The organism is Streptococcus sp. 2018037 (assembly GCF_019754195.1).
Taxonomy (GTDB): domain Bacteria; phylum Bacillota; class Bacilli; order Lactobacillales; family Streptococcaceae; genus Streptococcus; species Streptococcus hashimotonensis.
In genome coordinates this window covers 1-23,823 of record NZ_JAIJZQ010000031.1, presented here as the reverse complement: position 1 = coordinate 23,823, position 23,823 = coordinate 1, and the positions used below count along the sequence as shown (strand labels likewise).

At 40.4% G+C, this 23,823-nt stretch carries 25 protein-coding genes and 1 tRNA gene; 4 read left to right on the top strand and 22 right to left on the bottom strand.

Annotation, left to right across the window (positions count from 1 at the left end):
• Positions 1–282: 282 nt before the first annotated feature.
• The 17 genes from K5Q29_RS09445 to K5Q29_RS09365 all read right to left on the bottom strand — a co-directional run bounded on the left by K5Q29_RS09445 (position 283) and on the right by K5Q29_RS09365 (position 17,436).
• A tRNA-Arg gene (locus K5Q29_RS09445) sits at positions 283–354 on the bottom strand.
• Positions 355–550: 196 nt separating this feature from the next.
• Entirely contained in the window at positions 551–2,575 is a 2,025-nt protein-coding gene (locus tag K5Q29_RS09440) for a bifunctional UDP-sugar hydrolase/5'-nucleotidase (protein ID WP_105139580.1), read from the bottom strand.
• A gap of 261 nt (positions 2,576–2,836) precedes the next feature.
• Positions 2,837–3,442: a superoxide dismutase SodA gene (sodA, locus tag K5Q29_RS09435; protein ID WP_029751647.1), complete on the bottom strand. Its 606-nt coding sequence runs from the start codon at positions 3,440–3,442 to the stop codon at positions 2,837–2,839.
• Positions 3,443–3,553: 111 nt separating this feature from the next.
• A complete protein-coding gene (holA, locus tag K5Q29_RS09430) occupies positions 3,554–4,585 on the bottom strand; it encodes a DNA polymerase III subunit delta (RefSeq protein WP_105139581.1) in 1,032 nt (343 codons plus the stop codon).
• Positions 4,586–4,734: 149 nt separating this feature from the next.
• Positions 4,735–5,337, bottom strand: coding sequence for a hypothetical protein (locus K5Q29_RS09425; RefSeq protein WP_105139582.1), 603 nt, complete (start codon positions 5,335–5,337; stop codon positions 4,735–4,737).
• A 107-nt stretch (positions 5,338–5,444) separates the two neighbouring features.
• Positions 5,445–6,200: an epoxyqueuosine reductase QueH gene (locus K5Q29_RS09420; protein WP_024387922.1), complete on the bottom strand. Its 756-nt coding sequence runs from the start codon at positions 6,198–6,200 to the stop codon at positions 5,445–5,447.
• A 456-nt stretch (positions 6,201–6,656) separates the two neighbouring features.
• On the bottom strand, positions 6,657–7,367 hold the full coding sequence (locus K5Q29_RS09415) for an ABC transporter ATP-binding protein (RefSeq protein ID WP_105139584.1): 711 nt from the start codon (positions 7,365–7,367) through the stop codon (positions 6,657–6,659).
• Positions 7,367–8,131, bottom strand: a complete 765-nt coding sequence (locus K5Q29_RS09410) for an ABC transporter ATP-binding protein (protein ID WP_002937291.1) — start codon at positions 8,129–8,131, stop codon at positions 7,367–7,369. Before K5Q29_RS09410 ends, K5Q29_RS09415 begins: the two co-directional genes overlap by 1 nt.
• Positions 8,131–9,078, bottom strand: coding sequence for a branched-chain amino acid ABC transporter permease (locus K5Q29_RS09405; RefSeq protein WP_002937293.1), 948 nt, complete (start codon positions 9,076–9,078; stop codon positions 8,131–8,133). The genes K5Q29_RS09410 and K5Q29_RS09405 overlap by 1 nt, the downstream gene beginning before the upstream one ends.
• Positions 9,079–9,080: 2 nt before the next feature.
• Positions 9,081–9,968: a branched-chain amino acid ABC transporter permease gene (locus K5Q29_RS09400; protein ID WP_012027482.1), complete on the bottom strand. Its 888-nt coding sequence runs from the start codon at positions 9,966–9,968 to the stop codon at positions 9,081–9,083.
• Positions 9,969–10,168: 200 nt separating this feature from the next.
• Complete coding sequence (locus K5Q29_RS09395; RefSeq protein ID WP_044681902.1) at positions 10,169–11,338, bottom strand: ABC transporter substrate-binding protein; 1,170 nt, start codon at positions 11,336–11,338, stop codon at positions 10,169–10,171.
• 131 nt (positions 11,339–11,469) lie between these two features.
• Positions 11,470–11,742 carry a YlbG family protein gene (locus tag K5Q29_RS09390; protein ID WP_024381609.1) on the bottom strand — a complete coding sequence of 91 codons (273 nt, stop codon included), beginning with the start codon at positions 11,740–11,742 and terminating at the stop codon, positions 11,470–11,472.
• A gap of 126 nt (positions 11,743–11,868) precedes the next feature.
• Positions 11,869–12,480 (bottom strand): ATP-dependent Clp protease proteolytic subunit, encoded by a 612-nt coding sequence (locus K5Q29_RS09385; protein ID WP_223375679.1) that lies wholly within the window; start codon positions 12,478–12,480, stop codon positions 11,869–11,871.
• A 101-nt stretch (positions 12,481–12,581) separates the two neighbouring features.
• On the bottom strand, positions 12,582–13,211 hold the full coding sequence (gene upp, locus K5Q29_RS09380; RefSeq protein WP_012027487.1) for a uracil phosphoribosyltransferase: 630 nt from the start codon (positions 13,209–13,211) through the stop codon (positions 12,582–12,584).
• 79 nt (positions 13,212–13,290) lie between these two features.
• The gene (locus tag K5Q29_RS09375; RefSeq protein WP_105139585.1) at positions 13,291–14,907 is read right to left on the bottom strand and encodes an alpha-glucosidase; all 1,617 of its coding nucleotides are present in this window, start codon (positions 14,905–14,907) and stop codon (positions 13,291–13,293) included.
• 273 nt (positions 14,908–15,180) lie between these two features.
• Positions 15,181–16,341 (bottom strand): MalY/PatB family protein, encoded by a 1,161-nt coding sequence (locus K5Q29_RS09370; RefSeq protein WP_105139586.1) that lies wholly within the window; start codon positions 16,339–16,341, stop codon positions 15,181–15,183.
• A 3-nt stretch (positions 16,342–16,344) separates the two neighbouring features.
• The gene (locus K5Q29_RS09365; RefSeq protein ID WP_105139587.1) at positions 16,345–17,436 is read right to left on the bottom strand and encodes a cystathionine gamma-synthase; all 1,092 of its coding nucleotides are present in this window, start codon (positions 17,434–17,436) and stop codon (positions 16,345–16,347) included.
• 474 nt (positions 17,437–17,910) lie between these two features.
• Between K5Q29_RS09365 and K5Q29_RS09360 the strand changes: the two genes are divergently transcribed.
• The 4 genes from K5Q29_RS09360 (at position 17,911) to K5Q29_RS09345 (ending at position 19,519) form a co-directional block, all read left to right on the top strand.
• Positions 17,911–18,183: a hypothetical protein gene (locus K5Q29_RS09360; RefSeq protein WP_239515226.1), complete on the top strand. Its 273-nt coding sequence runs from the start codon at positions 17,911–17,913 to the stop codon at positions 18,181–18,183.
• Entirely contained in the window at positions 18,176–18,427 is a 252-nt protein-coding gene (locus tag K5Q29_RS09355) for a hypothetical protein (RefSeq protein ID WP_105139589.1), read from the top strand. The genes K5Q29_RS09360 and K5Q29_RS09355 overlap by 8 nt, the downstream gene beginning before the upstream one ends.
• An 80-nt stretch (positions 18,428–18,507) precedes the next feature.
• Positions 18,508–19,257 carry a tRNA1(Val) (adenine(37)-N6)-methyltransferase gene (locus K5Q29_RS09350; protein ID WP_105139590.1) on the top strand — a complete coding sequence of 250 codons (750 nt, stop codon included), beginning with the start codon at positions 18,508–18,510 and terminating at the stop codon, positions 19,255–19,257.
• Positions 19,247–19,519, top strand: a complete 273-nt coding sequence (locus K5Q29_RS09345) for a GIY-YIG nuclease family protein (RefSeq protein ID WP_044768123.1) — start codon at positions 19,247–19,249, stop codon at positions 19,517–19,519. Before K5Q29_RS09350 ends, K5Q29_RS09345 begins: the two co-directional genes overlap by 11 nt.
• Positions 19,520–19,534: 15 nt before the next feature.
• Here the strand turns inward: K5Q29_RS09345 and K5Q29_RS09340 are convergent, their stop codons facing one another.
• The 5 genes from K5Q29_RS09340 to K5Q29_RS09320 all read right to left on the bottom strand — a co-directional run bounded on the left by K5Q29_RS09340 (position 19,535) and on the right by K5Q29_RS09320 (position 23,375).
• A complete protein-coding gene (locus tag K5Q29_RS09340; protein ID WP_105139591.1) occupies positions 19,535–20,146 on the bottom strand; it encodes an FMN-dependent NADH-azoreductase in 612 nt (203 codons plus the stop codon).
• 118 nt (positions 20,147–20,264) lie between these two features.
• Entirely contained in the window at positions 20,265–20,675 is a 411-nt protein-coding gene (locus K5Q29_RS09335) for a GNAT family N-acetyltransferase (protein WP_105139592.1), read from the bottom strand.
• Positions 20,676–20,786: 111 nt separating this feature from the next.
• The gene (locus K5Q29_RS09330; protein ID WP_105139593.1) at positions 20,787–21,386 is read right to left on the bottom strand and encodes a DUF1648 domain-containing protein; all 600 of its coding nucleotides are present in this window, start codon (positions 21,384–21,386) and stop codon (positions 20,787–20,789) included.
• Positions 21,373–21,651: an autorepressor SdpR family transcription factor gene (locus K5Q29_RS09325; RefSeq protein WP_105139594.1), complete on the bottom strand. Its 279-nt coding sequence runs from the start codon at positions 21,649–21,651 to the stop codon at positions 21,373–21,375. Before K5Q29_RS09325 ends, K5Q29_RS09330 begins: the two co-directional genes overlap by 14 nt.
• 143 nt (positions 21,652–21,794) lie before the next feature.
• Complete coding sequence (locus K5Q29_RS09320; protein WP_105139595.1) at positions 21,795–23,375, bottom strand: DEAD/DEAH box helicase; 1,581 nt, start codon at positions 23,373–23,375, stop codon at positions 21,795–21,797.
• Between the last annotated feature and the right edge of the window lie 448 nt (positions 23,376–23,823).

Below are 23,823 nucleotides of genomic sequence, written 5' to 3'. Positions count from 1 at the left end.
ATCCACAAACTGACTAATCAGACGAGCCTCATGCGTTGCAGGTAAGTCCCAAGCAATATTTAATTCCAAACTTAACTGATTTGTGTTATACTGTTTATACATTTTCATGCCTTTCTAGTTGTTTTGTCGTTATTATAATTATAAAGCATGAAATGGAAAACGAGCAACTCCTAATTGGAATTGCTCGTTTTTTTATATGTGAGCGGCTAGTTTTTGCCCAGCCTCTTCTGGGGACAATAATGCAAAAAAGCCTATCATTTAGGCTTTTTCGTATACTCTCCATCTCCCCTGCAGGAATCGAACCTGCAACTAATTCTTAGGAGGAATTTGTTATATCCATTTAACTAAGGGAAGTCTGCCTCTCTATTGTACCCCAGAAGAGAGCAGATTGCAAGAGCAAGGTTATGTAAGTTTTTTCAAATTTTTACAAAAAAGCAGAACTTACTCTAAGATGAAACACTATTGTTTTTATGTATTCCTCTCATGATAGTCTCTAAAAGAAGCGCTCCTAGAACATACTTCGAAAATTTGTCGTTTTTATGCTTGATTCCTATTCCCCTTCCTTACGTCTCATTGAGACAGCCATTCCGAGTGAGACTAAGCCACCCAAGCTAATAAGAAGTGAGCCTAGGGCTTCTTGACCGGTATTTGGAAGTGTTTGATTTCCTGATGCTTTTTCAGCTTTATTATTTGAAATAGGAGCCACACTTCCAGATGGTGCCGGTTGCTCGTTTGCTTTCTGATTTGCTACACTATCGCCACCGTCGCTTGCTTTTCCAGGTGTTTTCGTATCGGTAGTTGTCCCAGCAGTATCTCCTTTTTCTTCTGCTTTTGGTTCTTCTACGTACTTCTCTACAAATGCTTTTCTACCTGGAATTGTTGCACTAATGGTTTGACCTGCTTTTTCTAAATCAGTTAAGTACTCCACAAATACTTCTGTATCTGGATTGATAGCACCAATCAGTTTAGCTTCTTTGAAAATTGAGAAGCCATCCCCACCACCAAATAAGAAGTCGTTGATGACAAGTGTATAGGTTTCTGTCGGAACAATCTCCGTTCCATCTTCTTTGAAGGCTTTAACAACCTTGTAAGGATTTTCTTCCGTTGGATTATCTACTTTCGTGTAGATATATTTGATTCCAGACATTTGAAGGAAATATTTTTCACCTTCATCATATTGTTGATTTAAGGCTGTATAAATCTGCTCACCTGTCATCTGAACAACTTGCAAGATATTCCCAAATGGTTGCACAGCCTGTGCTGCACCCCAAGTAACTGTTCCATCTTCTTGGACTTTCAAATCTGCCCGAATCCCGCCATCGTTTGTCATTGCAAAGTCAACATCATAACCCGATTTCTTAGCGATAGCTAATTGAGCCGATGTTACTAGATTACCTACAGCACTTTCTTTAAATTCATTCACTTCGCGAGAAATATCTGACGCTTGACTAGCTGTAGCAATTTTTTGCTCTGTTACTTTTTTAACAATGGTATTTGCCTCACCCACAATTGCCTGAATTTCCGGACTTGGTGTTTTCTGTCCTGGTGCTACTGCAATAATTTTCGCAGTCGGAACAGCTTTAAAGTCGGCAATATCTGTATCATAAACAGCCCTAACATCTGCGTAAGCCTTACCTTGTGAGGTAGCTTGAACAATCAAGGTTTTGCCCGTTGTACCGTTTGTATAGACATGGTTATGACCAGCAAATACAAGGTCAACTGAGTGTTCAGGATAGATTTCATTTAGCTTAGCAATCATATCTGCAGCTTCACCAGCAGCCACACCATCCTTGCTTGTAGCTGGAACGTGAGCCAGTACAACTATCGCATTTACACCTTTTTCAGCTAACTCACGCGCATATTTAGCAATCGTCTCTGCCTCATTCAAAAAAGTGTACTGCTCATAGTTTTTCTTCAAAACAAGATTAGGAATTTCTGTCGTAACTACACCAATAAAGCCAATCTTAGCTTCTTTATCATTCACGGGAATAGTCTTAATAGCGTAGGGCTTCCAACCATACGGAATTTCACCCGTTTCTTTGTCAATAACGTTAGCAATAACAATCTCCTGTTTAGCAGCTTCACGAGTATAATTATCTACAATCTCATTAAACTGACCTTTTTTTGGAGCTTCACCAGTCATGATACGGTTATACTCATCAAGTCCCTCATCAAACTCATGGTTCCCCAAAGTCCCGTATTCAACATCCATTTTATTAAAGACTTTTACAGTTGGTTCATCTTGCAAAAGTCCAGAATTCGATGGACTTGCACCAACCATATCCCCAGCTTGAACACGGATAGACTCTGCAGGTGTCTCTGTTTCTGCTGCTGTTTCTTCAAATTCTGCTTGTGAATCATCCATGTAAGCATCAAGTAAGGCGGCAGTTCCTGCATTCCGAACTGTTTCCCCTTCCAATCGCGCTGTCCCCGTCATATCAAGCGCACCATGGAAATCATTAACTCCCATAATTTGGACAGCTAATTCATCTGCCAAAACAGTTTGTGTTGCAATAACGCTAAAACCAGCTACAAGAGCTAGTATACTGCTTTTCAACCGAATATTCTTTTTCATAAGCAAAACAATGCTCCTTCTATTTTTTTCATATTGACATATCTATAATAATCCTTTTTTTACAGCTTTTCAATATTAAATCAGTCATTTATAACAAAAAATTATAAAAATATTCGTTTATTCTTACTTTTACATCGTTTTTCTGAAAATATCTTGTCATTTTTATCTATAATACGAAAATTCCCCTTCTTCCCTTACACAATTCTCTCAAAAATAATCCTAGCAACTAAAAAATCTCTTCCCAAAGGAAGAGAACTGTTCTTATTTAGCTGCTTTATAAAGTTCGTTAACCTTGTCCCAGTTGATTACTTCAAAGAAGGCTTTGATGTAGTTCGGACGGACATTGCGGTAGTTAAGGTAGTAAGCATGTTCCCAAACATCCAATGCCAAAATTGGTTTCAAACCTTGCATGATTGGTGTGTCTTGGTTAGCAGTTGAGATAACTTCCAACTTGCCTTCTTTATTAACAACCAAGAAAGCCCAACCTGAACCGAAACGAGTTGTTGCTGCTGTAGTGAAGACTTCTTTGAATGCATCAAATGAGCCAAAAGTTGCATCAATATCTGCTGCCAATTCTGCTGAAATTTCTGTTTTTTCAGGTGAAAGCAATTCCCAGAAAAGAGCATGGTTCAAATGACCACCACCGTTGTTAATCAAAGCTTGGCGGATGTCTGAAGGAATTTGGTCAACATTTGAAAGAAGAGCTTCAAGGTCTTCGCCAATTTCAGGATGTTTTTCAAGTGCTGCATTAGCATTTGCAACATAAGTCGCATGGTGCTTACCATGGTGAAGGGTCATTGTTTCTGCATCAATATGTGGTTCCAAAGCATCGTATGCATATGGAAGGTCTGGTAAAATAATTGTCATTTTCGTTTTCTCCTATACTAAGTGATAGTTCTATTCTACTCCAATGTGAGAGCCTTTTCAATTTATTTGTCTGAAACCATGGTTGCCCCTAAATCTAAAATACTCTTTTTACTATGCAGTCGCGATTTTTAATAATACCAAATCAAATAAATAATCCTTATCAAATTGGCCTGTTTTAATTTGAAAATCTGTATCAATTAGGAGCTTGACGACTTTTTTCAAAAATCCAATGGACAGATGGCGTGAATCACGCAAAGCATACTTTACTTGGTATGGATTCACCTTACGCCCCATAATAGTTGATAACTCAGCTACTATCTGCTGTTCCCCTCGACCTTGCTCTAGTAGTATTTGCACTTGTAGATAGGTTCGAAATTGGGTTAACATGATGGCAATCAACTTAACCTCTTCCTCCCCTTGCAACCGCAAGTCACGAACTAAGTTGCGAGCCTCGTCTACCTTGGATTGTAGAATTAACTGTGTTAAATCAAAGATATTATCTTGTAGTGTTTTGGGGATAGCCGCATCAATATCTGAAATTTCAATCGTCTCTTTTCCCTTATAAGATTGAAGAAAGGCTAGGTTCTTACTGATTTCTGCAAAATCAAAATTGGACTTTTCTAAAAGATATTGAAAAACCTCTCCTCCCATCTGCAATCCAAGACGCATTATCTCCTTTTGGAAATAATTTTCCAAATCCAGCTCCTTCAGGGGATTGGCTTCTAATACTAGTCCATCTCGTTTGAGGAGCTTGACCAGACGACGCTTACTGTCCAACTTACCCGGTGCTAGAATGACCAAACGTGTTGTTTCGACAGGATTTTCCAAATAGACCTCAAACTGTTTGAGTTCATCATCCGTCAAATGTCGTTTTTTATCTGTCGTTAAATCTACAAAATAATCAAGGATCACTACTTTTTCGTCTGAAAAGAAAGGAAGAGAAACTAAGTCCAAGTCTACCTGATGATAATCAGCCTCCGACATATCAAAATAGGCAAAACCTAAATCTGCCGCATCAAAATCAAGCTTCCTCAGAAGTAAGTCTTTCGCTATTTGGTATTGTCCGATGTCTTCACCGCATAAAACGGTCAGAAGCTCTAATTTCTCTTTTTTTAATTTTTCAATCTGTTCAATTACTGTCATAAAAACCTCAAAATTCCTTTCTCATTGTACCACAAAAAGAGCCTAGACATAAAGTCTGGACTCTTTCATTGAAGTTTATATCAGGAAGGTAGAAAAAATTAATTGATAATCACTCCAAATGGCCTATTTTCCAAATAGCAGTTCCTTTGTTAGCTATTCCACCACCCTTTGAAATTCCACCAAGCATCTTGAAAAGTATCCTTTATCCGATCTCTCCAAGTCTTATTTTCTTCTTCCTCAATAGAACGTTTGAACAAGGCATCTGCGTACTCATCCTCTTGTTCCTTTTGATTCTGTTCAACTCGTTTCTTTTCACTTTTATATACTAATTGACCAAAATACAAATTCCCATCGTCTGCAAATTTTAATGTAACAACATCACCCTCTTCGAGTTTCTTATTCAATTTTACAACATAATCTCCACTGCCGTCCGCACGATGACCACTTACTTCCCATTCTCTCTCATAGCATTGTGGAAAATAATTAACCTCCCCTTCTTTAGGACACTTTGACTTATGCTTAACTGTAGGAACATCTATCTTTTTCCCGTTTATATATGCAGTGACATAACCAAATGAGCCAACATGGACATGAATAGAATCTGAACCCGTTCTAAAAGGAGCTACTTCTACCCCCGGAACATTCTGTTGACCTACTGGTACAAACATTGAAGTCTCCGCCTTTACACTTGATAACGATAGTAAACCGATGACAAAGGTAACTAAAATAAATGATACTTTTCTCAATTTCATTTTGCTTTTCTCCTAGTAGTACAATATATTAACCATAATTAGTATATACCAATTTCATAGAGAAAGCAAGAAAAAACGCTCCTTAAGTAAAAACTAAACTCAAAAACTCAATTCTTATCCAGCACCTTGAAAGGAATGTGGGAATAATCTCTGTGCGTTTTTAAAAATTCCAAGGCTTCTTTTTTTACCTGTACGAGATTGACACCTTGGGCATTGGCCCCATAGACACAGCCACAATAGCACTGGCGATAAATGTCATACTCTTCACACATTTGAACTGAACGCTGATAGCCTCCATTTTTCTTAAAGTCACTCGGAAGATACTGGGTATCGTATAATTTCTGTACCTCAATCCCAACAGCATTGATGGTCTGCGAATTCTTATGTGGACTGATTGTCAAAGCCGAACCAAAATAGTCAAAACCAAGCTCAACTGCCTTCTCCGCAGTCTTATCCAACCGATAATCATAGCAAACCTTACACCGATCTCCCCCCTCTGGCTCATTGGCAAGATGCTGAGTTTTCTTGAAAAATTCCTGAGGGCTATAGTCAGCTTCTAGGTAGCCTACCGACTGTCCAGTTTTCTGATTAAATTCTTTGACAAACTGGGCTGTAACGGCTGCTCGCCGCTGGTACTCCGCCTTTGGATGAATATTGGAATTCGCAAAATAGATGGTTACATCTGCATATTGAGTCAAGTACTCCAATGTATAGGTCGAGCATGGTGCACAACAGACATGCATGAGAATTTTCGGTCGAAGCCCCGCTTCCTGCCACGTGCTCGCCATTTTTTGAAACACTTTATCATAGTTAACCTTTTGATTCGGTGATAGAGTCGATAAAATCTCTTCAACTTTAATCATACAAACCTCCAAATATACATTCATTATACTATATTTGAAGCTTACTGCATAGATAGTAATAACGAGGGAGAGCGCTTGATAAGAATCCCCATTTCCAACTTTAAACAACCTACTCGTGATGAAGAAAACCGATTGCCAGCGGTTCGGAACGTAGACAACCCCCTAAAAATATAAAAAATTGAAGAAGTTTGCGAAAGATAGCAAGTCATTAAACTCTTAGAAACATTGATATTTCGGCGTTTCTGAGAGTTTTTAATTTTCAACATAAAGAAAGACCGTCTGCCGACGGTCCCTATTTCCGACCTAAAACAACCTGTCAGGGTGGGAGACAAACCAGCAACGTACATTGCTGGTTTTCCTATCTCCAACCTAAAAAGGTCCCCCGGACCTTGATATAAAGAAAAACGCCTACCGGCGTTTCCTATTTCCAACTTAAAACGTGGGGTAACCCACGTTTTAACCACCCAGATATGCTTTTTTGACTTCTTCTGAGGCGAGGAGTTCTTTTCCTGTTCCTGATAGGACAACTTTTCCTGTTTCTAGAACATAGCCACGATCTGCAATTGCGAGAGCTTTGTTAGCATTTTGCTCAATCAAGAGGACAGTTGTTCCTTGTTTTTGAATATCTTGGATAATATCAAAAATTTCTTGGATAAAGATCGGAGCCAAGCCCATTGATGGTTCATCAAGGAGCAAGAGCTTTGGTTGGCTCATTAGGGCACGTCCCATGGCCAACATCTGTTGCTCACCACCTGAAAGGGTAGCGGCATCCTGGTTTTTACGCTCTTCCAAACGTGGAAAACGAGCAAAGATTTTTCTCAAGTTTGCTTGGTTTTCCTCACGATTGTTGCGAAGGAAGGCACCCATTTCCAAGTTTTCCATAACAGTCAAGCCTGCAAAAACATGACGACCTTCTGGAACTTGTGATAAACCGTCTGCTACGATTTTACGTGCAGGAACTTTTTGAATCTCATTTCCAAGGAAAGAAATCGTTCCAGCTGATGGACGAATAAGTCCTGAAATAGTACGAAGGATAGAGGTTTTACCAGCACCATTAGCGCCGATAAGTGTTACAACTTCACCTTCATTAACCTCAAAGCTAACATCTTTAACAGCTTCGATAACACCGTAGTTAACGGAAAGATTTTTTACTTCTAACATTGCCATTAAGCTTCACCTCCAAGGTAGGCTTCAATTACACGCTTGTTATTACGAATTTCTTCTGGTGTACCATGGGCAATCAACCGACCGTACTCCAATACGTATATACGCTCCGTCACTTCCATAACCAAGCTCATATCGTGTTCGATCAAGATGATAGTAATGCCAAATTCTTCTTTGATCTTACGGATAAGTTGGGTCAATTCTGCCGTTTCTTGTGGGTTCATACCAGCCGCTGGTTCATCCAAGAAAAGAATTTTTGGTTCAGTCGCAAGGGCACGAACGATTTCCAAACGTCGTTGTTGACCGTAAGGAAGGTTTTTAGCTAATGTATCTGCATCTCCATCCAAATCAAAGATTTTCAAAAGTTCAATCGCTTTTGTTTTCAACGCTTCTTCATTCTTATAGAATGCTGGAAGACGGAAGAAACTTGCAAATACTTCTGATTTACCATGATTGCCAAGACCAATCAAAACATTTTCCAAAACGGTCATATTTTTGAACAAACGAATGTTCTGGAAAGTACGACCAAGACCAAGCGAAGCAATTTTTGATGGTGCTTTACCGTTCAAAATAGTCCCTGCAAGAGAAATTGTCCCCTCGCTTGGCTCATAAACACCTGTCAAGAGGTTGAAAAGAGTCGTTTTACCAGCACCATTTGGACCGATAAGACCAACCAATTCCCCTTCATGAAGTTCCATGGTCACGTCACCAACGGCAGTCAGGCCACCGAAGTTCTTGGTTAAATCTTTTACTTCAAGTAATGCCATTACTTAACCTCCTTCTTCTTGAGTAGAGCCGCTACGCTGAATTCCTTAGTTCCCAAAAGACCTCCTGGACGGAAAATCATCAAGAGAATAAGAGCTAATGAATAGATAATCATTGAAATATCAGAGTAACTCTTGAGGAATACGTTCAAAATACCAAGTACAATGGCTGCTACAAAGGTACCTGTGATAGAGCCCAAACCACCCAATACAATGATAATCAAAACGTTAACGGAGGTCATAAAGGCAAAGTCTTTCGGAACAATTGTCCCAACGTATCCTGCATGGAGACCACCTGCAATGGCTGCCGTCATGGCACCAAATACAAAGGCTGAAACTTTCACAAATGTTGGATTGACACCTACAGATTCTGCCGCAATTTCATCCTCACGAACAGAAATTGTAGCACGTCCCATCGGACTGCGCAAAAAGTTAACTGTCACCAAGGTTGTGATGATTACAAAAATATAAACTAAAGGCCAGCTAGTAAAGAGTGGAATAGACATAATACCTGCTGCACCATTCGTTACACTACCACCATTGATAATTAAAATACGAATAATCTCTGCAACACCAAGAGTCGCAATTGCAAGGTAGTCACCTTTCAAACGAAGGGTTGGAATACCAACTAAAAGAGCTACTGCACCTGAGATTAACATCCCAACAATCAAGGCGATAGCAAATCCACCATAAGTTGGCATCATTTTTCCAAGAATACCTACTGCATAAGCGCCAATAGCCATAAAACCAGCATGACCAAGTGAAAATTGACCTGAGAAACCAACAATCAAGTTTAAACCAACTGCCAAGATAATTTGAATACCGATTTGCTGAACAATTTGGATGTAGTAAAAATTCAGAATCCCTGCTGATACAAGACCTTGAATAAGCCCAAAACCAGCCAATAAGATAGCCAACCAAATCGCATTAACTTTTAAATTTTGCTTCATGGTTACACCTTCTCTTTCACATTTTTACCAAGAATACCACTTGGACGCACCAAGAGGATGATGATCAAAACAGTATATACGATCGCATCACGGAAAGTATCGAATTCAATCACATAGGTGAATGTTTCGATGATACCGATAACGAAGCCACCAAGTGCAGCACCTGGAATAATACCGATACCGCCCAATACTGCCGCTACAAAGGCTTTCAAACCTGGGGTCATCCCCATCAAAGGCTCAATCTGGTTGTAGTAGAGACCTAGGAGAACACCCGCAGCACCCGCAAGAGCTGACCCAAGAGCAAAAGTAAAGCTGATTGTACGGTTTACATTGATCCCCATAAGCTGAGCTGCATCGCTATCTACAGAGACCGCACGCATGGCTTTCCCCATTTTTGTACGTTTGACAATTAATTGAAGAGCGACCATCAACGCAAGCGATACACCAAGAATAATCAACTGGATATTGGTAACAGAAACTGGACCAAGGTTAAAAGTCACAGCTTCGATTGCTTGTGGAAAGGCTTTTACGTCTGCTGTAAAGAATTTAATCATAGTGTATTCCAAAAAGAAGGATACACCGATAGCCGTAATCAAAGCTGCTATACGCGTTGAATTACGCAAAGGACGATAGGCTAAAAACTCTATAACGACACCGAGAATAGCCGTCCCTACCATCGCTAGAATGAGAGCAACAAAGAAACGCGTTCCACCATCTGCAATAAAAGTTAAATTATTTAATAGGAAGTACCCCATAAAAGCACCCATCATATACAAATCACCATGGGCGAAGTTAATGAGTTTGATAATTCCGTACACCATGGTATAACCAAGGGCCAAAAGGGCATAAACAGAACCAAGAATCAAACCATTGACAAGTTGTTGAAGCATAGGTTCACCAATCTTTCTAAATATTTTTCGAGCTCAATAGCATTGTTACATTATACAAAATTTTCTGAAAATAAGCAAGTTAGATAGAGAGTTTAATCATTAAAATTACCGAAAATTTAACCAAATTTTAAAGCAACATGTATACTATTCTATACATTCTGGCAAGTGAAAAAGAGGGATTTCCCTCTTTTCGTCCACTATTAGTCAATAGAGATAGTATCTACAGATGATTCTTCTCCGTTTGTTAAACTAACAACATAAACTGATTTAACGACATTGTGCTCTTTGTCAACAGACATTGTACCAGTCACACCTTCAAAGTCTTTCAGAGCTGCAAGATTAGCTTTCACTGCTGCTGAATCAGCTGCACCTTTTGCTGCTTCTGCTGCCATGTAAACCGAGTCGTAAGCTAGAGCTGAGAACATTGATGGCTCTTCATTGTATTCTTTCACATAGGCATCATAGAATGCTTTTGCTTTTTCACTTGCTGATGTTACAAATCCAGAAAGGTAGTAAACATTTGATGCTGCTGATGCAGTTGCCAATTCAGTAAATTGTGGTGAGTCAAAACCATCTGAACCAAGAATTGGCTTGTCAATACCCAAACCGCGTGCTTGCTTCACAATTGTACCTGTTTCATTGTAGTAACCAGGCATGATGATGGCATCAAATTCTTTATCTTTCAATTTTGTCAAAGCAGCTTGGAAATCCTTATCGCCAGAAGCAAATGTGATTTCTGAAATGATTTCTCCTTTGTAAGCCTTCTTGAAAGCCTCTGCTACACCCTTACCATAATCAGAAGAGTTGTCAAAGTAAAGAACAACTTTCTTAGCTGACAAGTTCTCAGTAGCGTATTTAGCCATAATTTGACCTTGATACCCATCTGTAAAGGTTGTACGGAAGAAGTATTCTTGTACCTCACCTTTATCGTTCACAACCAGGTTTGTTTGTGTTCCTGAAGGAGTAATCATAGGAACCCCAGCAGATGTCAATGCTGGAACAGAGGCTGCTGAAGCTCCTGATGTAGCAGGGCCAATCACAACATTCGCCCCTTCACTTGCCAAGCTTGTTGCAACAGTAGCTGCCTCTGCTGTTTCAGACTTGTTGTCTTTTGTGATTACTTCGATTTTTTTGCCGTCAATACCACCCGCAGCATTGATTTCTTTCACGGCAAGGTTGGCACCTTTTTCCTCTGTTTGACCGTAAGACGAAACAGCACCTGACAACTCCAAGTTGTAGCCGATTTTAAATGTATCACCTACAGAAGAACCTGCGGCTGAAGTATTGGTTGTCGAAACATTACCACATGCAGCAAGTAGAGCTGCAGAGGCAAATGTAGCAAGCGCTACTGCAAATTTTCTTGTTTTCATGAAAACTCCTTAAATCTTTCTTAAATTTTACGATGTATCTAATATACTGAATTATCTGAAAATTGTCAACAAAAAAAGAAAAAATTTTTAAAATAAAAAATTAGCAGGTATGTATCCCCTGCTAATTCCGACTATCCTACGACTGATTGTTCTTCATCTCTCCATAGATTACCTACAAAGTTTTGGTCTAGTTCCTTAATGTACGAAGGAACCACTTTTTTTACAAAACGTTCCTTTTTCAATTTTAATATGGTAGCTTCTACTAGTTCTTGATCCATATACACCAAAACATATCGCAATCGTTTGGAATGGTAAACAATATCTCCATATTGGCTGAGTTTACGTGCATCACGATTGTAGTGTAAATAGACAGTTAAGCAAGTGCGATTTTTCTTCTCAAACATGTCTTCTCCTCTAAAAATTCTCTTTCTATATTATACCGTTTTCAATGACAAATGAAAAGCTCCAACTACCTGTAAAAGAGTTGGAGCTAATAGGAATAGTCAGTGTTATTACATATTTGTCACTGCTTATTTGACTTTTGTATTGTCCATAATCTGGTCAATAAATCCGTAAGCCAGGGTTTCTTCTGCTGACATCCAGTAATCACGTTCTGCATCCTTATGGATTTGCTTGACTGTCTTACCTGAATTGTCTGCCAAGATTTTTTCTAGCTTATTACGTGTTTTTAATAGGTGCTCTGCTGCAATAGCCATGTCTGTTTGCTGAGTGCCACCACCTGTTCCACCCATCGGTTGGTGAATCATGTACTCTGCATTTGGCAACATGAAACGTTTGCCCTTGGCACCGCTTGATGCAATGATGGTTCCCATGCTCGCAGCTGTTCCCATAACGATGGTTTGAACATCAGCTTTAATGAAATTCATCGTGTCTACAATGGCAAGACCTGCTGACACCGATCCTCCAGGCGTATTAACATAGAGGTAAATATCCTTTGTAGGATCTTGAGCATCAAGGAAAAGCAATTGTGCAATAATCGAATTAGCCATGTTGTCCTCAACTGGTCCTGTCAACATGATAATGCGATCCTTGAGCAAACGGGAATAAATATCATACGAGCGCTCACCACGGCTAGTTTGTTCAATAACTACTGGAATCATAAAATTACTCCTTTTCGAGATTTTCTGTACCCATTATATATGAATAGTCAAAATTGGTCAAATAAAAAACACGATTTCAGGAAATGAAAAAGAAACCAGCAGAGCTGATTCCTTTTAATCAATTATTTTGTACCGAACAAGCGGTCACCTGCATCTCCCAAACCTGGTACGATGTAGCCTTTTTCATTGAGTTTTTCATCCAAAGCTGCTGTGTAAATATCAATGTCTGGATGTGCATCTTGAAGAGCTTTTACACCTTCTGGAGCTGAAACAAGAGCAACAAATTTGATATTTGAAGCACCACGTTTTTTCAATGAATCAACTGCAAGAATGGCTGAACCACCTGTAGCAAGCATTGGGTCAACTACAAAAATATGACGTTGATCAATATCTTCTGGTAATTTCACAAGATACTCAACGGGTTGAAGGGTTTCTTCATCGCGGTACATACCGATGTGACCAACTTTAGCTGCTGGTACCAAGCTTAGCAAACCATCAACCATACCAACACCTGCACGAAGAATTGGTACGATAGCTAATTTTTTACCTGCAATTTGTTTCTGAACTGTTTTAGTGATTGGCGTTTCAATCTCCACATCTTCAAGTGGCAAGTCACGCAAAACTTCGTAACCCATCAGCATCGCGATTTCATTAACCAACTCACGAAAATCCTTTGTTGAAGTAGATGTACGACGAAGGATAGACAACTTATGCTGAATGAGTGGGTGTGAAATGACTTGGAATTTCCCCATGATGATAAAACCTCTCTTTTTTGTTTTTTCTATTTTACCAAAAAAATTGAAAAAATGCTTGAGAATGTGACAAATTTATTTATTTTTTGAAAACGATAGCTTCAAAAGGTCTCAACATCCCTTTATTAATCGCCTCTTCGTTTTCATAATTGTTCATGAAAATAGAATATTCTTCCACAGCTATAGTATAAGCCTGCTCCTGGCTTGAAAAGTTTACTAATATGATGAAATCATCCTGTTCATCATATTTACGGTAGGCCATTACCGAGCTATTTCCAGTCTCCATCACTTCATATTTTCCTTCAGACATACAAGGATACTCTTTCCGAAGAGCAATTAATTTTTGATAGGTATAGAAAAGCGATTGTTTGTCTGCAAGTACTTTTTCAACGTTGATGTCTTTGACAGTATCTCCCAAAGCCAGCCAGGCTTGACCTGTACTGAAGCCCGCTCCTTCTGCTCCTGTCCATTGCATTGGACGGCGAGCATTATCACGACCTTTGGCATTTATAGAAGTAATCAATTCCTCCTTGGTAAAGCCCTTTTCAATCCGTTCTGCATACATGCGACGTGTTTCAATATCGTCCGCTTGGCTAATATCCGTAATCGGTGTATTAATCATACCAATTTCCTCACCTTGGTAGATATAAGGTGTCCCTGACATAAAATGAAGATAAATAGCCAACATTTTACCACTTAGCTCACGAAATGCAGGTCGATCATCACCGAAGCGAGAAATGGCACGAGGTAAATCGTGGTTATTCCAGAAAAGCGAGTTCCAGCCTTTACCAACCAGTTCAGTCTGCCATTTGGATAGAACCTTATGCAAACGAGCTGGATCAAGCGGTGCCAAATCCCACTTTTCTTTCCCTTCCTGCTGATCAAGTCCTACATGTTCAAATTGGAAAATCATCGAAAATTCTTTTCGGTCAGGGTGCGAATATAACTGAGCATTTTCTGGATTGGCACTCCAGGTTTCCCCAACAGTCACTAAATCGTATGCACCAAAGGTTTTCTCATTTAATTCCTGAATAAGAGGATGGAGAGTCGGTCCATCGGCTGTAATTAATTTTTCCGGTTCTTTTCCAATCAAATCAATCACATCTAGCCTGAAACCGCCGACACCTTTTTCAATCCAAAAATTGATCATGTCCCAGATTTCTTGTTTCAGAGCAGGATTTTTCCAGTTCAAATCTGGTTGCTTAACAGAGAATTGGTGGAGATAGTATTTGTTCAGATGTGGAACGTATTCCCAAGCAGAGCCTGAAAAGGTCGAGCGTAATTCATTCGGCTCATCAGCCCAAACATAATAGTCATAATAGGGATTATCTGGTCCTTTGAGGGCTTCTTGAAACCAGAAATGTTCATCCGAGGTATGATTGAGCACCAAATCCATGATTATTTTGATATTGCGCTTATGACCTTCTGCAATCAGCTCTTCCATATCTTCCATGGTCCCAAATTCTGGAGCAATTCCTTGGTAGTCACTGATGTCGTAACCATTGTCATCCATGGGAGACTGATAAACAGGACTAAGCCAAATTGCATCAATTCCAAGCTCGTGAAGATAATCTAATCGGCTGATAATCCCTCGAATATCCCCTACTCCATCTCCATTTGAATCTTGAAAACTACGAGGGTAAATTTGGTAAATGACGGACTTCTTCCACCAATCTGTCTTTTGTATTTCTGACATTTAATTGATCCTTTCTGTACAATCTTATTTACGCAAGAAAAAGGGGAATCCCCTCTTTCTATATAATCATATTATAACTCAATTGTGGTAATTTTGCCCTCTTCTATTTCAACAATTTCAAAGGTTTTTTCTTTTAGGTTGATATAATCTACCAAGACCCTCTTACCTTCAGCGCGGCCTTCAAAAATTATTTCCATATGAGCCCGACAGAATTTCGAAAAACACAAAAAAATAAGGATTAGGTGATTTTACTCACACCTAGTCCTTATTTCTTTATCCGAAAACCTTACCAAGTCGCTGACAAGCTTCTTTAATGACATCAAATGGAGCTGCCACATTTAGACGTGCATGGTGCTTACCTTCCTTACCAAAGGTCAAACCATCATTCAAAATCAACTTCGCTTTACAATGAAGAATATCAATGAGCTCCGCATGCTCTAACTCATAAGCAGAAAAATCAAGCCAAATGAGGTAGGTTCCCTGGGGCTTCATGACCTTGATCCTTGTATGGGTTGTCAAATACTCCTCAACAAAGTCTATATTTCTCTCCAAAATAACCTTCAACTCCTTCAACCACTCATCTCCATAAGTGAAAGCAGCTTCCGTGGTTAACAAGCCAATCGTTGGAATCTCGTGCTGATTATTTATCAATTGACGCTTAGCGAAAGTCTTGCGAATGCTTGGATTTTCAATGATTGCAAAGCTATTTTTTGTACCAGCGATATTGAAGGTCTTGGTCGCAGATGATAAGATGATTGAAAACTCTTTAAAACTTTCATCCACTGTGTTAAAGGAATAATGCTTGTGACCATACAAGGTCAAATCTTGATGGATTTCATCTGAGACAAGGATAACACCATGTTTCTGACAAAGACGTCCAATCGCCAAAACTTCCTCTCTTGTCCAAACTCTACCACCTGGGTTGTGGGGATTACAGAAAATATAGAGTTTAACTTGATTCTCTACAATGTCCTTTTCAAGCTGGTCAAGATCAAGCCTAAAAATACCATCCACATCAACTAGTGAATTGGTGACTAGCTGACGATTGTTTAATTTTACAGTCCGTGCAAAGGGTGGGTAGACTGGCGTGTTAATTAGGACTGCATCCCCTTCTTCGGTCAAAGATTGAATAGACACAGATAAAGCAGGAACAACTCCTTCGATGAGTAGGATGGACTCTTTTTCAATCTTATAGCCATGCTGTCTATCTTCCCAGTCAATAATAGACTGATAGAGGCTGTCACTAGCATAAGGATAACCAAAAACATGATGATCTGCGTAGTCACGGATAACTTGGCGAATTTCTGGTAGAGGCTCAAAGTCCATATCTGCTATCCACAAGGGTAAGAGTTCTTTATCCGTCTCTACTTTTCTCCATTTTTCCGCATGCTGGGATAGGCGATTCGGACTATCTATAAAATTATACTGTGTCATATCTTATCCCTCCAAGGCTGTTTTTAAATCTGCAATCAAGTCTTCCGCATCCTCTATACCAATAGATAAACGAAGCAAATCATCTGTCAAACCGTAAGAATGACGGATTTCAGCTGGAATATCTGCGTGGGTCTGAGTAGCTGGATAGGTAATCAGACTCTCTACTCCACCCAGACTTTCAGCAAAGGTAAAGACTTTCAGGGTGTTGAGAATATGGGGAATCCGACTTTCATCTACCACCTTAACCGAAATCATCCCACCTTTTCCTGTGTAGTAAACTTGCTTGACTGCTGGACTCTTCTCAAAATAGGCAACAATTTTCTGAGCATTTTGTGTCGCCCGCTCCATTCGAAGCGAGAGGGTTTTGAGTCCACGCATGAGTAAGTAAGAATCTAGTGGAGATAGGGTTGGCCCCGATGTATTTTGGTCATAAAAGAGCTTATCATATAGGGCTTGATCATTGGTCATCAAAGCGCCAGCTAGTACATCATTATGCCCTGACAGGTACTTGGTCGCTGAATGTAGGACAACGTCCGCTCCTAGAACAAGTGGATTTTGATAAATAGGGCTGTAAAAGGTGTTATCGACAATCACCTTGGCACCTTTGGCATGGGCGACAGCCGAAACCTTAGCAATGTCAAACTCTACCATGAGTGGATTGGTCGGTGTTTCAAGGAAAACATAATCTGTCTGGTCTGTGATGGCTGCTAGTAGCTCTTCCTCGGTGTTTGCATAGGTGAAGCTAAAACGCCCCAACTGCTCCTGCTCATTAAACCAACGGAAGGAACCACCGTACAAATCACGCGCCGCAACTACCTTGCTTCCAACAGGAAAACCGTTAAAGAGCAAGACCAGGGCAGCCATACCTGAGCTCGTTGCTAGGGCATAGTCGGCCTTTTCAATAGCTGCCAAAGTCGTCTCTAGACTGGCACGTGTCGGATTTTTTGTTCTCGTGTAGTCATAACCTGTCGATTGACCAAACTCAGGGTGTTGATAGGTGGTCGAAAGGTGAATAGGGGAAATCAATGCCCCAGTTTTTTCATCGTTATTGATGCCAGTATGTGCCAAAATCGTATCAATCTTATAATCTGTCATAACATCTACTCCATTCTAACTTATTAACTAGTCTAGCATGAAATAGGAGATTTGGTGTGAAAAATATCCAAAAATACTTATAGAAAAACAGCAAGCTTTGCTATAGTTTTTCTTTATAACAACATCTCCCCCCTTACATATACTTGCTGGATTATACATTATTAATTTGATATAATGACAATGAGGTGGTCATTATGAAAATCAGATTCAACAAATACTTCTACCGTTTCAGTAATTTTTATTCTATGGTATTTTGGATTTGTTTTCTGCTACCAACTGCCAATGATAGCTTTGATCAGTGGCCACTCTGGTATACAAGCCTAATTCTAATAATCATTCCTATTCATATTTTCAGGGCTTTTTTCCTAAACGAAGAAAAGGAGCTCACTCGCATAGGTTATATCTTCTATATCGGATTGATTGTGGTGATTATCTATCTGAAATTCATTTTGGGTAAATAGAAAGGAGCTTACTATGTCTAAAAAATTCAATAAAGCATTCTATCGGACCTGGGAATTTTACTTGTCTGTTGCCTGTATCCTACAAGTGATTTATGCTGCTGTAAATGGACCGTTTTGGTTTATCCATTTTCTCAAGCTTGGAATTGGACTTTATGCTGGTTATCTAGCTTTCTTTAAATCACGTAGCTGGATAAAAAAAAACATGGCAGATTTATCTGACGATTGGATTGATTGTCAGTTGGACAATCATTTCCTTCTTTGTACTGTGAGGATTTTCAATGTTTAAGGAATTTAATAAAGAATACTATCGGAGTTTGAACTTTTATTTGATGATATTGTTGTTGCTTGGTAGCATTGGAGAATGGTTGGACAAAGGGCCTACCCTCTGGCTTGCACTCTTGCTCTTTGCGACTGTCGGTACTGCCCGTAGTGCCTTTTGGTCAAAAGAATGGACCTTGAAAGCAAATTGGCAAATCTATCTCTGTATCGCTTTCTTACTGGTTGGGGCTTGGATTGAATTTTTTAGTTAGATTGAAAGGAGCGGTGAATGCGCTCCTTTTTTCTTCCAAAATGGACTGAGATTTTCTGCTAAAGATGGTATAATAAAACCATGCAAAAAATTGAGTTATTAGACGGAGAGCGGATTGACCAGCTCTTCTCGACAAATGTTCAGATTATTCAAAATCGAGAGGTTTTTAGCTACTCGATCGACAGTGTCCTCCTTTCGCGTTTTCCAAAAATGCCTGCTCAGAAGGGGCTGATTGTTGACCTTTGTAGTGGAAATGGGGCGGTGGGCCTCTTTGCCTCCACACGCACCAAGGCTCAGATTATTCAGGTCGAGTTGCAGGAGCGCTTGGCGGATATGAACCGTCGCTCCATTGCCCTCAATGGTTTGGAGGAACAGGTCTCGGTTATCAATGATGACTTGGCAAGTCTGCCCCAGTATGATTTACGCTCCAAGGTTGATTTGATGCTCTGCAATCCTCCCTACTTCAAGGTAGATAAAGACTCAAACCTCAATGAAAGCGAGCATTATCTCCTAGCTAGACACGAGATTGCAACCAACCTAGACAGCATTTGCCAGGTGGCCCAACAGGTGCTCAAATCCAATGGTCGCTTGGCCATGGTCCACAGACCCGACCGATTTTTAGATATTTTGGACACGCTAAGGACCTACAAGCTGGCTCCCAAACGTATCCAGTTTGTCTATCCCAAGGCCAGCAAGGAGGCCAATATGTTGCTGATTGAGGCTATCAAGGACGGCTCGGTGGACGGGCTGCACATCCTGTCACCTCTGGTTGTCCATGAGGAAAACGGCGACTATACTCCGGCTATTCGTGAGATTTATTATGGAAAATAAGGCCTACTTTTATGTCTTGGAATGTGCCGACGGGAGTCTTTATACTGGTTATACGACTGATGTGGAGAAGCGGCTTGCTACCCATAATCTTGGGAAAGGGGCCAAGTACACCCGCGGACGCTTGCCTGTCAGCCTGCTCTATCAAGAAGCCTTTGCTAGTAAGCAGGAAGCTATGTCCGCTGAGGCACTCTTTAAGAAACGTAGCCGGCAGAGCAAGTTAGACTATATTGCAGAAATGACAAAAAAACCTCGTACAAAATAGTACGAGGCTTTTTATTTAAAATACTTCCAAAATTGTATCAATTTTCCCCATAGCTTCTTCAAATATCGCTTGAGCCTGGCTTGGATCGGCCGATTGCCCTTCGATGAAGACCTGATGGATGTCTTCAAAGCCCAGAAACTCAAAGATAGACTTGATGTATTGGGCTGCTGGATCTTGACCTGCGTAAACTCCACCATTGGACTGGATATGCAACAATTTTTTGCCCTTGACCAGACCGATAGAGCCTTCTGGCCCATACTTGAAGGTCAGTCCTGCAACGTTAATGGTATTAATCCATGACACTAATTGACTTGGCACATTGAGGTTCCAAAGGGGATTGACCACGATAATCTTATCTGCTGCAAGAAATTGTTGGGTCAAGGCATTGTAGCGGTCCAACTGCTCCGCTTGTTCAGGACTGATTTCTATACCTTTTTTTGCTGCCCCCATAGCCTCTAACAAGGACTTGTCTAAGGCGGGAATCTGGTCTTCAAAAACATCTACTGTTTCAATCCGATATTCTGGATGCAAACTGACGTACCGAGTTTGAAACTCTTCCAAAGCCCGCAAGGCATAGGACTTTTGTGCGTCGAGGGGGTGGGCCTTTACAATTAATACAGTTGCCATTGTTTCTCTTCTTATCACTAATTATTGATAGCTCTATTCTACTCTTTTTTATTTGAAATTCAAATCATTTGCTCGAAGCAAAAGGCTGGTCTCCCAGCCTCTGCATTCAAAACTGTTATCATTTTTTTAAATAGGTGTATGCGACACAGTCCAGGCTATCAACGGCTGTAAAGCCAATTGCCTCATAGAAAGACCGCGTTTTCTCAGTATTGTCCGTCAAGAGATGCAGCTGATAAATCCCTGGAAAGTGGGTAATGGCCTGCTCCAAAAGCTGACGCCCAATTCCTTGTCGCTGATAGGTTGGCAGGACCAAGATGTCCTGAATAAAAACGATTGAATGGCCGTCACCAACTGCTCGCAAGAGACCCACGAGACGATCACCGTCAAAGGCCGCAAGAACAAACAGGCTATGTTCCAAAGCCTTCTGTAACATGGCAGGCCGGTCAGTATAATTTGTCCAACCAACTGAACCATAGAGGTTAAGGACAGCTTGAAAATCAAGTTGAGGATTTTGTTTGTAAGTAATCATGTTCTTCTCCTTTGTATTGTTTTTTAGAATACAAAGGCTCTATCCATTGTCAAAACGCCCATGGTCTTTCCTCCTATTTTGCTACTTCTAGTATAACAAAAACCGCTCCAATTATGAAGCGGTTTTGTAACGACGATAAAAATAATAGAGACTCAAGGTTATGACAGATATACCAAACAAAATCAGCACAAGGATAGATAGGGTTGGTGAGCCTAACAGACTAACTAGCAGAAATAGCCCACCAACCATAAAGAGATAGCCTGCCTGCTTTCTTCCCCTTCTTTCTATTTCATTAGTCTTACTATCCAATTCTTCCTTCGGTAAATAATTCCCTATTATCATATAGCCGATAGCCAGCAGTCCAATGACAAGTCTCCGGTACTCTAATTCTCCTCCCAAGTTAAACCTGAGCAAAGCAACTTGAATGATAAGAGCCAGCAACGGAAAAAGCCATTTGACCACTCGAATGACTGGTGTTTTCCCTATCCCTTTCACATCATAAAGTACACAAATGAATAGGTGAACACAAAAGAATAGTAACGGTGTCAAAATCATCATATACTTGGCCATAGAGCTATTTGGCTCACCATTTACCCCAAAATGAGTTACCATGGTATCTGGCAATGCTCCATAGTAATAAATCGTCAATAAAGCAATCAGTAGAAATATACTCGAAGTTGCTAATAAAGTTTTTATGTCAATTTTCTTCATCTTGTTGCCCTCCAAAACTTGCAATCCAAACCAAGACTTCTTCAAAGACCGTATAGTTTAGACGATAATAAATAAAATTTTTCTGCTTTTCCTCCAAAATTAATCCAGCTTTTTTCAAAGTGGATAAATGATGAGAAACTGTTGCTCCTGTTAAATGAAATTGTTCTACAATTTCCCCAGCAGACTTCGGCCCCAACTTAAGACTATCTAGAATTTGCCTACGAATAGGAGCAGAAATTGCCTTCAAGGTTTCAGACAATCCCATAATAAGCCTCCTTGCTCATCTATTTAGAAATATTTCTAAATAGAATTATACTCTGTTTTTATTGTTTGTCAAGAACTATTTCGATTATTTTCTAAATAGATTTCAAAAAAACAGACCACTCTTTATGGTCTGTCAAATACTGCTTATCTCTCACCCTTATTGCGGATAACAAAGCCTGTTTTCTTTTCACTTGATGTGCGTTGGTGTGGTTTTTTGTTGTCCTGACGGCGGTTGTCACGCTTGAACTTGTCATCACGACGGTTGCGGTCATTGCGGTCGCCACGGCGTCCTCCACGGTCTCGGTTGCGGTCACCGTCACGACGGCCACCACGATCACGGTCGCGACCACCACGGCCACCTTTACCCTTGGCTTGACCAGGTGCAAACTTGAATGGCAGTGGTTTTTCACGTGCAATTTCTACCTCTGGCAGGCTTTCTGGATCCTGAACAGTCAAGGTCAATACATAAAGCGCTAACTCTTCAGGGGTAAATTCAGCAGCTAACTGAATAGCATCTTTCTTGAACTTATCGAAATTGCTACGGATAGTTTCATCCGCCATTTCACGCTCAATCTTTTTCAAAGCAACTTTCTTCTTGGCTTCAAATGCTTCCTGAGCAGTTGCAGGCTTGAGACCTTTCATACGTTTCTTGGTCAAATCTTCGATGATTGCTAAGTAGCCCATTTCGTTTGGCGAAACAAAGGTAATAGACTGACCTGATTGACCCGCACGACCTGTACGACCAATACGGTGAACATAGCTTTCTGGATCCTGTGGAATATCGTAATTATAGACATGCGTTACACCCGAAATATCCAATCCACGCGCCGCAACGTCCGTCGCAACAAGGACATCAATCTGATCGTTTTTAAAGTCACGAATAACACGTAGACGTTTGTTCTGGTCCAAATCTCCGTGGATACCTTCTGCACGGAAGCCACGCAATTTCAAACCACGAGTCAATTCATCGACACGGCGCTTAGTACGACCGAAGACGATAGATAATTCAGGCTGGTCAACGTCCATGAGGCGTGTCATGGTGTCAAATTTTTCATGTTCTTTGACACGGATATAGTATTGGTCCACGTTCACATTGGTCAATTCCTTAGCCGCAATCTTAACGTGCTCAGGCTCTTTCATGAATTTGACACCAATACGCTTGATTGGCTCTGGCATAGTCGCAGAAAATAGGAGAGTCTGGCGACTTTCTGGCACACGCTCAATAATCGCTTCAATATCGTCCAAGAAGCCCATGTTGAGCATTTCATCAGCCTCGTCAAGAATAAGGGTTTCAACGCCGTCAAGTTTGAGGGCCTTGCGTTTGATTAGATCCAACAAACGCCCTGGCGTACCAACAACGATGTGGGCACCTGAGCGAAGGGCCTTGATTTGTTTTTCAATGCTTGAGCCACCGTAAACAGAGCGGACTTTCACACCCTTTTCACGACCAAATTTGAAAAGCTCTTCCTGACTCTGCACCGCCAACTCACGCGTTGGGGCAATAATCAGGGCTTGTACAGCTTGATTGTTGGTGTCAATTTTATTGAGGGTTGGCAGACCAAAGGCTGCAGTTTTCCCTGTACCCGTCTGGGCTTGACCAATCACATCTTTTCCTTCCAGAGCAAGCGGAATAGTCTGCTCCTGGATAGGTGACGGCGTTTCAAAACCTGCCTTCTCAACGGCAAGCAAAATATCTTCTGACAGATTTAATTCAGTAAATTTCAATTATGATACCAAGTGCGTTAAGAAAACAAGGTGAAAATAGGAGACTGACGCAGTGTGACAACACACTAGGAAGTCTATCTTTTTCACGAAGTTTTTAGCACGGGTTCGAATGCTCTTCCCGAACTAGTTTCCTAACGCATTTCCTTTCTTTTACAAGGCAGTGCGAAGCTACCTTATCTAACTTTTTTTGTAACAAGATATCAGGGTCGAACCACTGATATTGGATTTGCAACTTACCAAGTATAACACAATCTAACAATAATAGTTAGTATTTACCTTTAAAAACTCAATAATACGTTTTCATGAGGAGTCCATCATTTTTATAGACAATATGTAAAGACCCCCAGTTGAGAATTCGTGGATTTACCTGTACACTAGAATAAAAAAACAATCAACTTCTAACAGGAATTACCACACTCAATTGGAGGTCTTATATGTTTCATTTTAC

What these genes read in the sequence shown, in the direction of transcription:
- K5Q29_RS09440 (WP_105139580.1), bottom strand. Translation starts at nt 2,575, where the DNA reads ATGAAAAAGAATATTCGGTTGAAAAGCAGTATACTAGCTCTTGTAGCT.
- sodA (WP_029751647.1), bottom strand. Translation starts at nt 3,442, where the DNA reads ATGACAATTATTTTACCAGACCTTCCATATGCATACGATGCTTTGGAA.
- holA (WP_105139581.1), bottom strand. Translation starts at nt 4,585, where the DNA reads ATGACAGTAATTGAACAGATTGAAAAATTAAAAAAAGAGAAATTAGAG.
- K5Q29_RS09425 (WP_105139582.1), bottom strand. Translation starts at nt 5,337, where the DNA reads ATGAAATTGAGAAAAGTATCATTTATTTTAGTTACCTTTGTCATCGGT.
- K5Q29_RS09420 (WP_024387922.1), bottom strand. Translation starts at nt 6,200, where the DNA reads ATGATTAAAGTTGAAGAGATTTTATCGACTCTATCACCGAATCAAAAG.
- K5Q29_RS09415 (WP_105139584.1), bottom strand. Translation starts at nt 7,367, where the DNA reads ATGGCAATGTTAGAAGTAAAAAATCTTTCCGTTAACTACGGTGTTATC.
- K5Q29_RS09410 (WP_002937291.1), bottom strand. Translation starts at nt 8,131, where the DNA reads ATGGCATTACTTGAAGTAAAAGATTTAACCAAGAACTTCGGTGGCCTG.
- K5Q29_RS09405 (WP_002937293.1), bottom strand. Translation starts at nt 9,078, where the DNA reads ATGAAGCAAAATTTAAAAGTTAATGCGATTTGGTTGGCTATCTTATTG.
- K5Q29_RS09400 (WP_012027482.1), bottom strand. Translation starts at nt 9,968, where the DNA reads ATGCTTCAACAACTTGTCAATGGTTTGATTCTTGGTTCTGTTTATGCC.
- K5Q29_RS09395 (WP_044681902.1), bottom strand. Translation starts at nt 11,338, where the DNA reads ATGAAAACAAGAAAATTTGCAGTAGCGCTTGCTACATTTGCCTCTGCA.
- K5Q29_RS09390 (WP_024381609.1), bottom strand. Translation starts at nt 11,742, where the DNA reads ATGTTTGAGAAGAAAAATCGCACTTGCTTAACTGTCTATTTACACTAC.
- upp (WP_012027487.1), bottom strand. Translation starts at nt 13,211, where the DNA reads ATGGGGAAATTCCAAGTCATTTCACACCCACTCATTCAGCATAAGTTG.
- K5Q29_RS09375 (WP_105139585.1), bottom strand. Translation starts at nt 14,907, where the DNA reads ATGTCAGAAATACAAAAGACAGATTGGTGGAAGAAGTCCGTCATTTAC.
- K5Q29_RS09370 (WP_105139586.1), bottom strand. Translation starts at nt 16,341, where the DNA reads ATGACACAGTATAATTTTATAGATAGTCCGAATCGCCTATCCCAGCAT.
- K5Q29_RS09365 (WP_105139587.1), bottom strand. Translation starts at nt 17,436, where the DNA reads ATGACAGATTATAAGATTGATACGATTTTGGCACATACTGGCATCAAT.
- K5Q29_RS09360 (WP_239515226.1), top strand. Translation starts at nt 17,911, where the DNA reads ATGTCTAAAAAATTCAATAAAGCATTCTATCGGACCTGGGAATTTTAC.
- K5Q29_RS09355 (WP_105139589.1), top strand. Translation starts at nt 18,176, where the DNA reads ATGTTTAAGGAATTTAATAAAGAATACTATCGGAGTTTGAACTTTTAT.
- K5Q29_RS09350 (WP_105139590.1), top strand. Translation starts at nt 18,508, where the DNA reads ATGCAAAAAATTGAGTTATTAGACGGAGAGCGGATTGACCAGCTCTTC.
- K5Q29_RS09345 (WP_044768123.1), top strand. Translation starts at nt 19,247, where the DNA reads ATGGAAAATAAGGCCTACTTTTATGTCTTGGAATGTGCCGACGGGAGT.
- K5Q29_RS09340 (WP_105139591.1), bottom strand. Translation starts at nt 20,146, where the DNA reads ATGGCAACTGTATTAATTGTAAAGGCCCACCCCCTCGACGCACAAAAG.
- K5Q29_RS09335 (WP_105139592.1), bottom strand. Translation starts at nt 20,675, where the DNA reads ATGATTACTTACAAACAAAATCCTCAACTTGATTTTCAAGCTGTCCTT.
- K5Q29_RS09330 (WP_105139593.1), bottom strand. Translation starts at nt 21,386, where the DNA reads ATGAAGAAAATTGACATAAAAACTTTATTAGCAACTTCGAGTATATTT.
- K5Q29_RS09325 (WP_105139594.1), bottom strand. Translation starts at nt 21,651, where the DNA reads ATGGGATTGTCTGAAACCTTGAAGGCAATTTCTGCTCCTATTCGTAGG.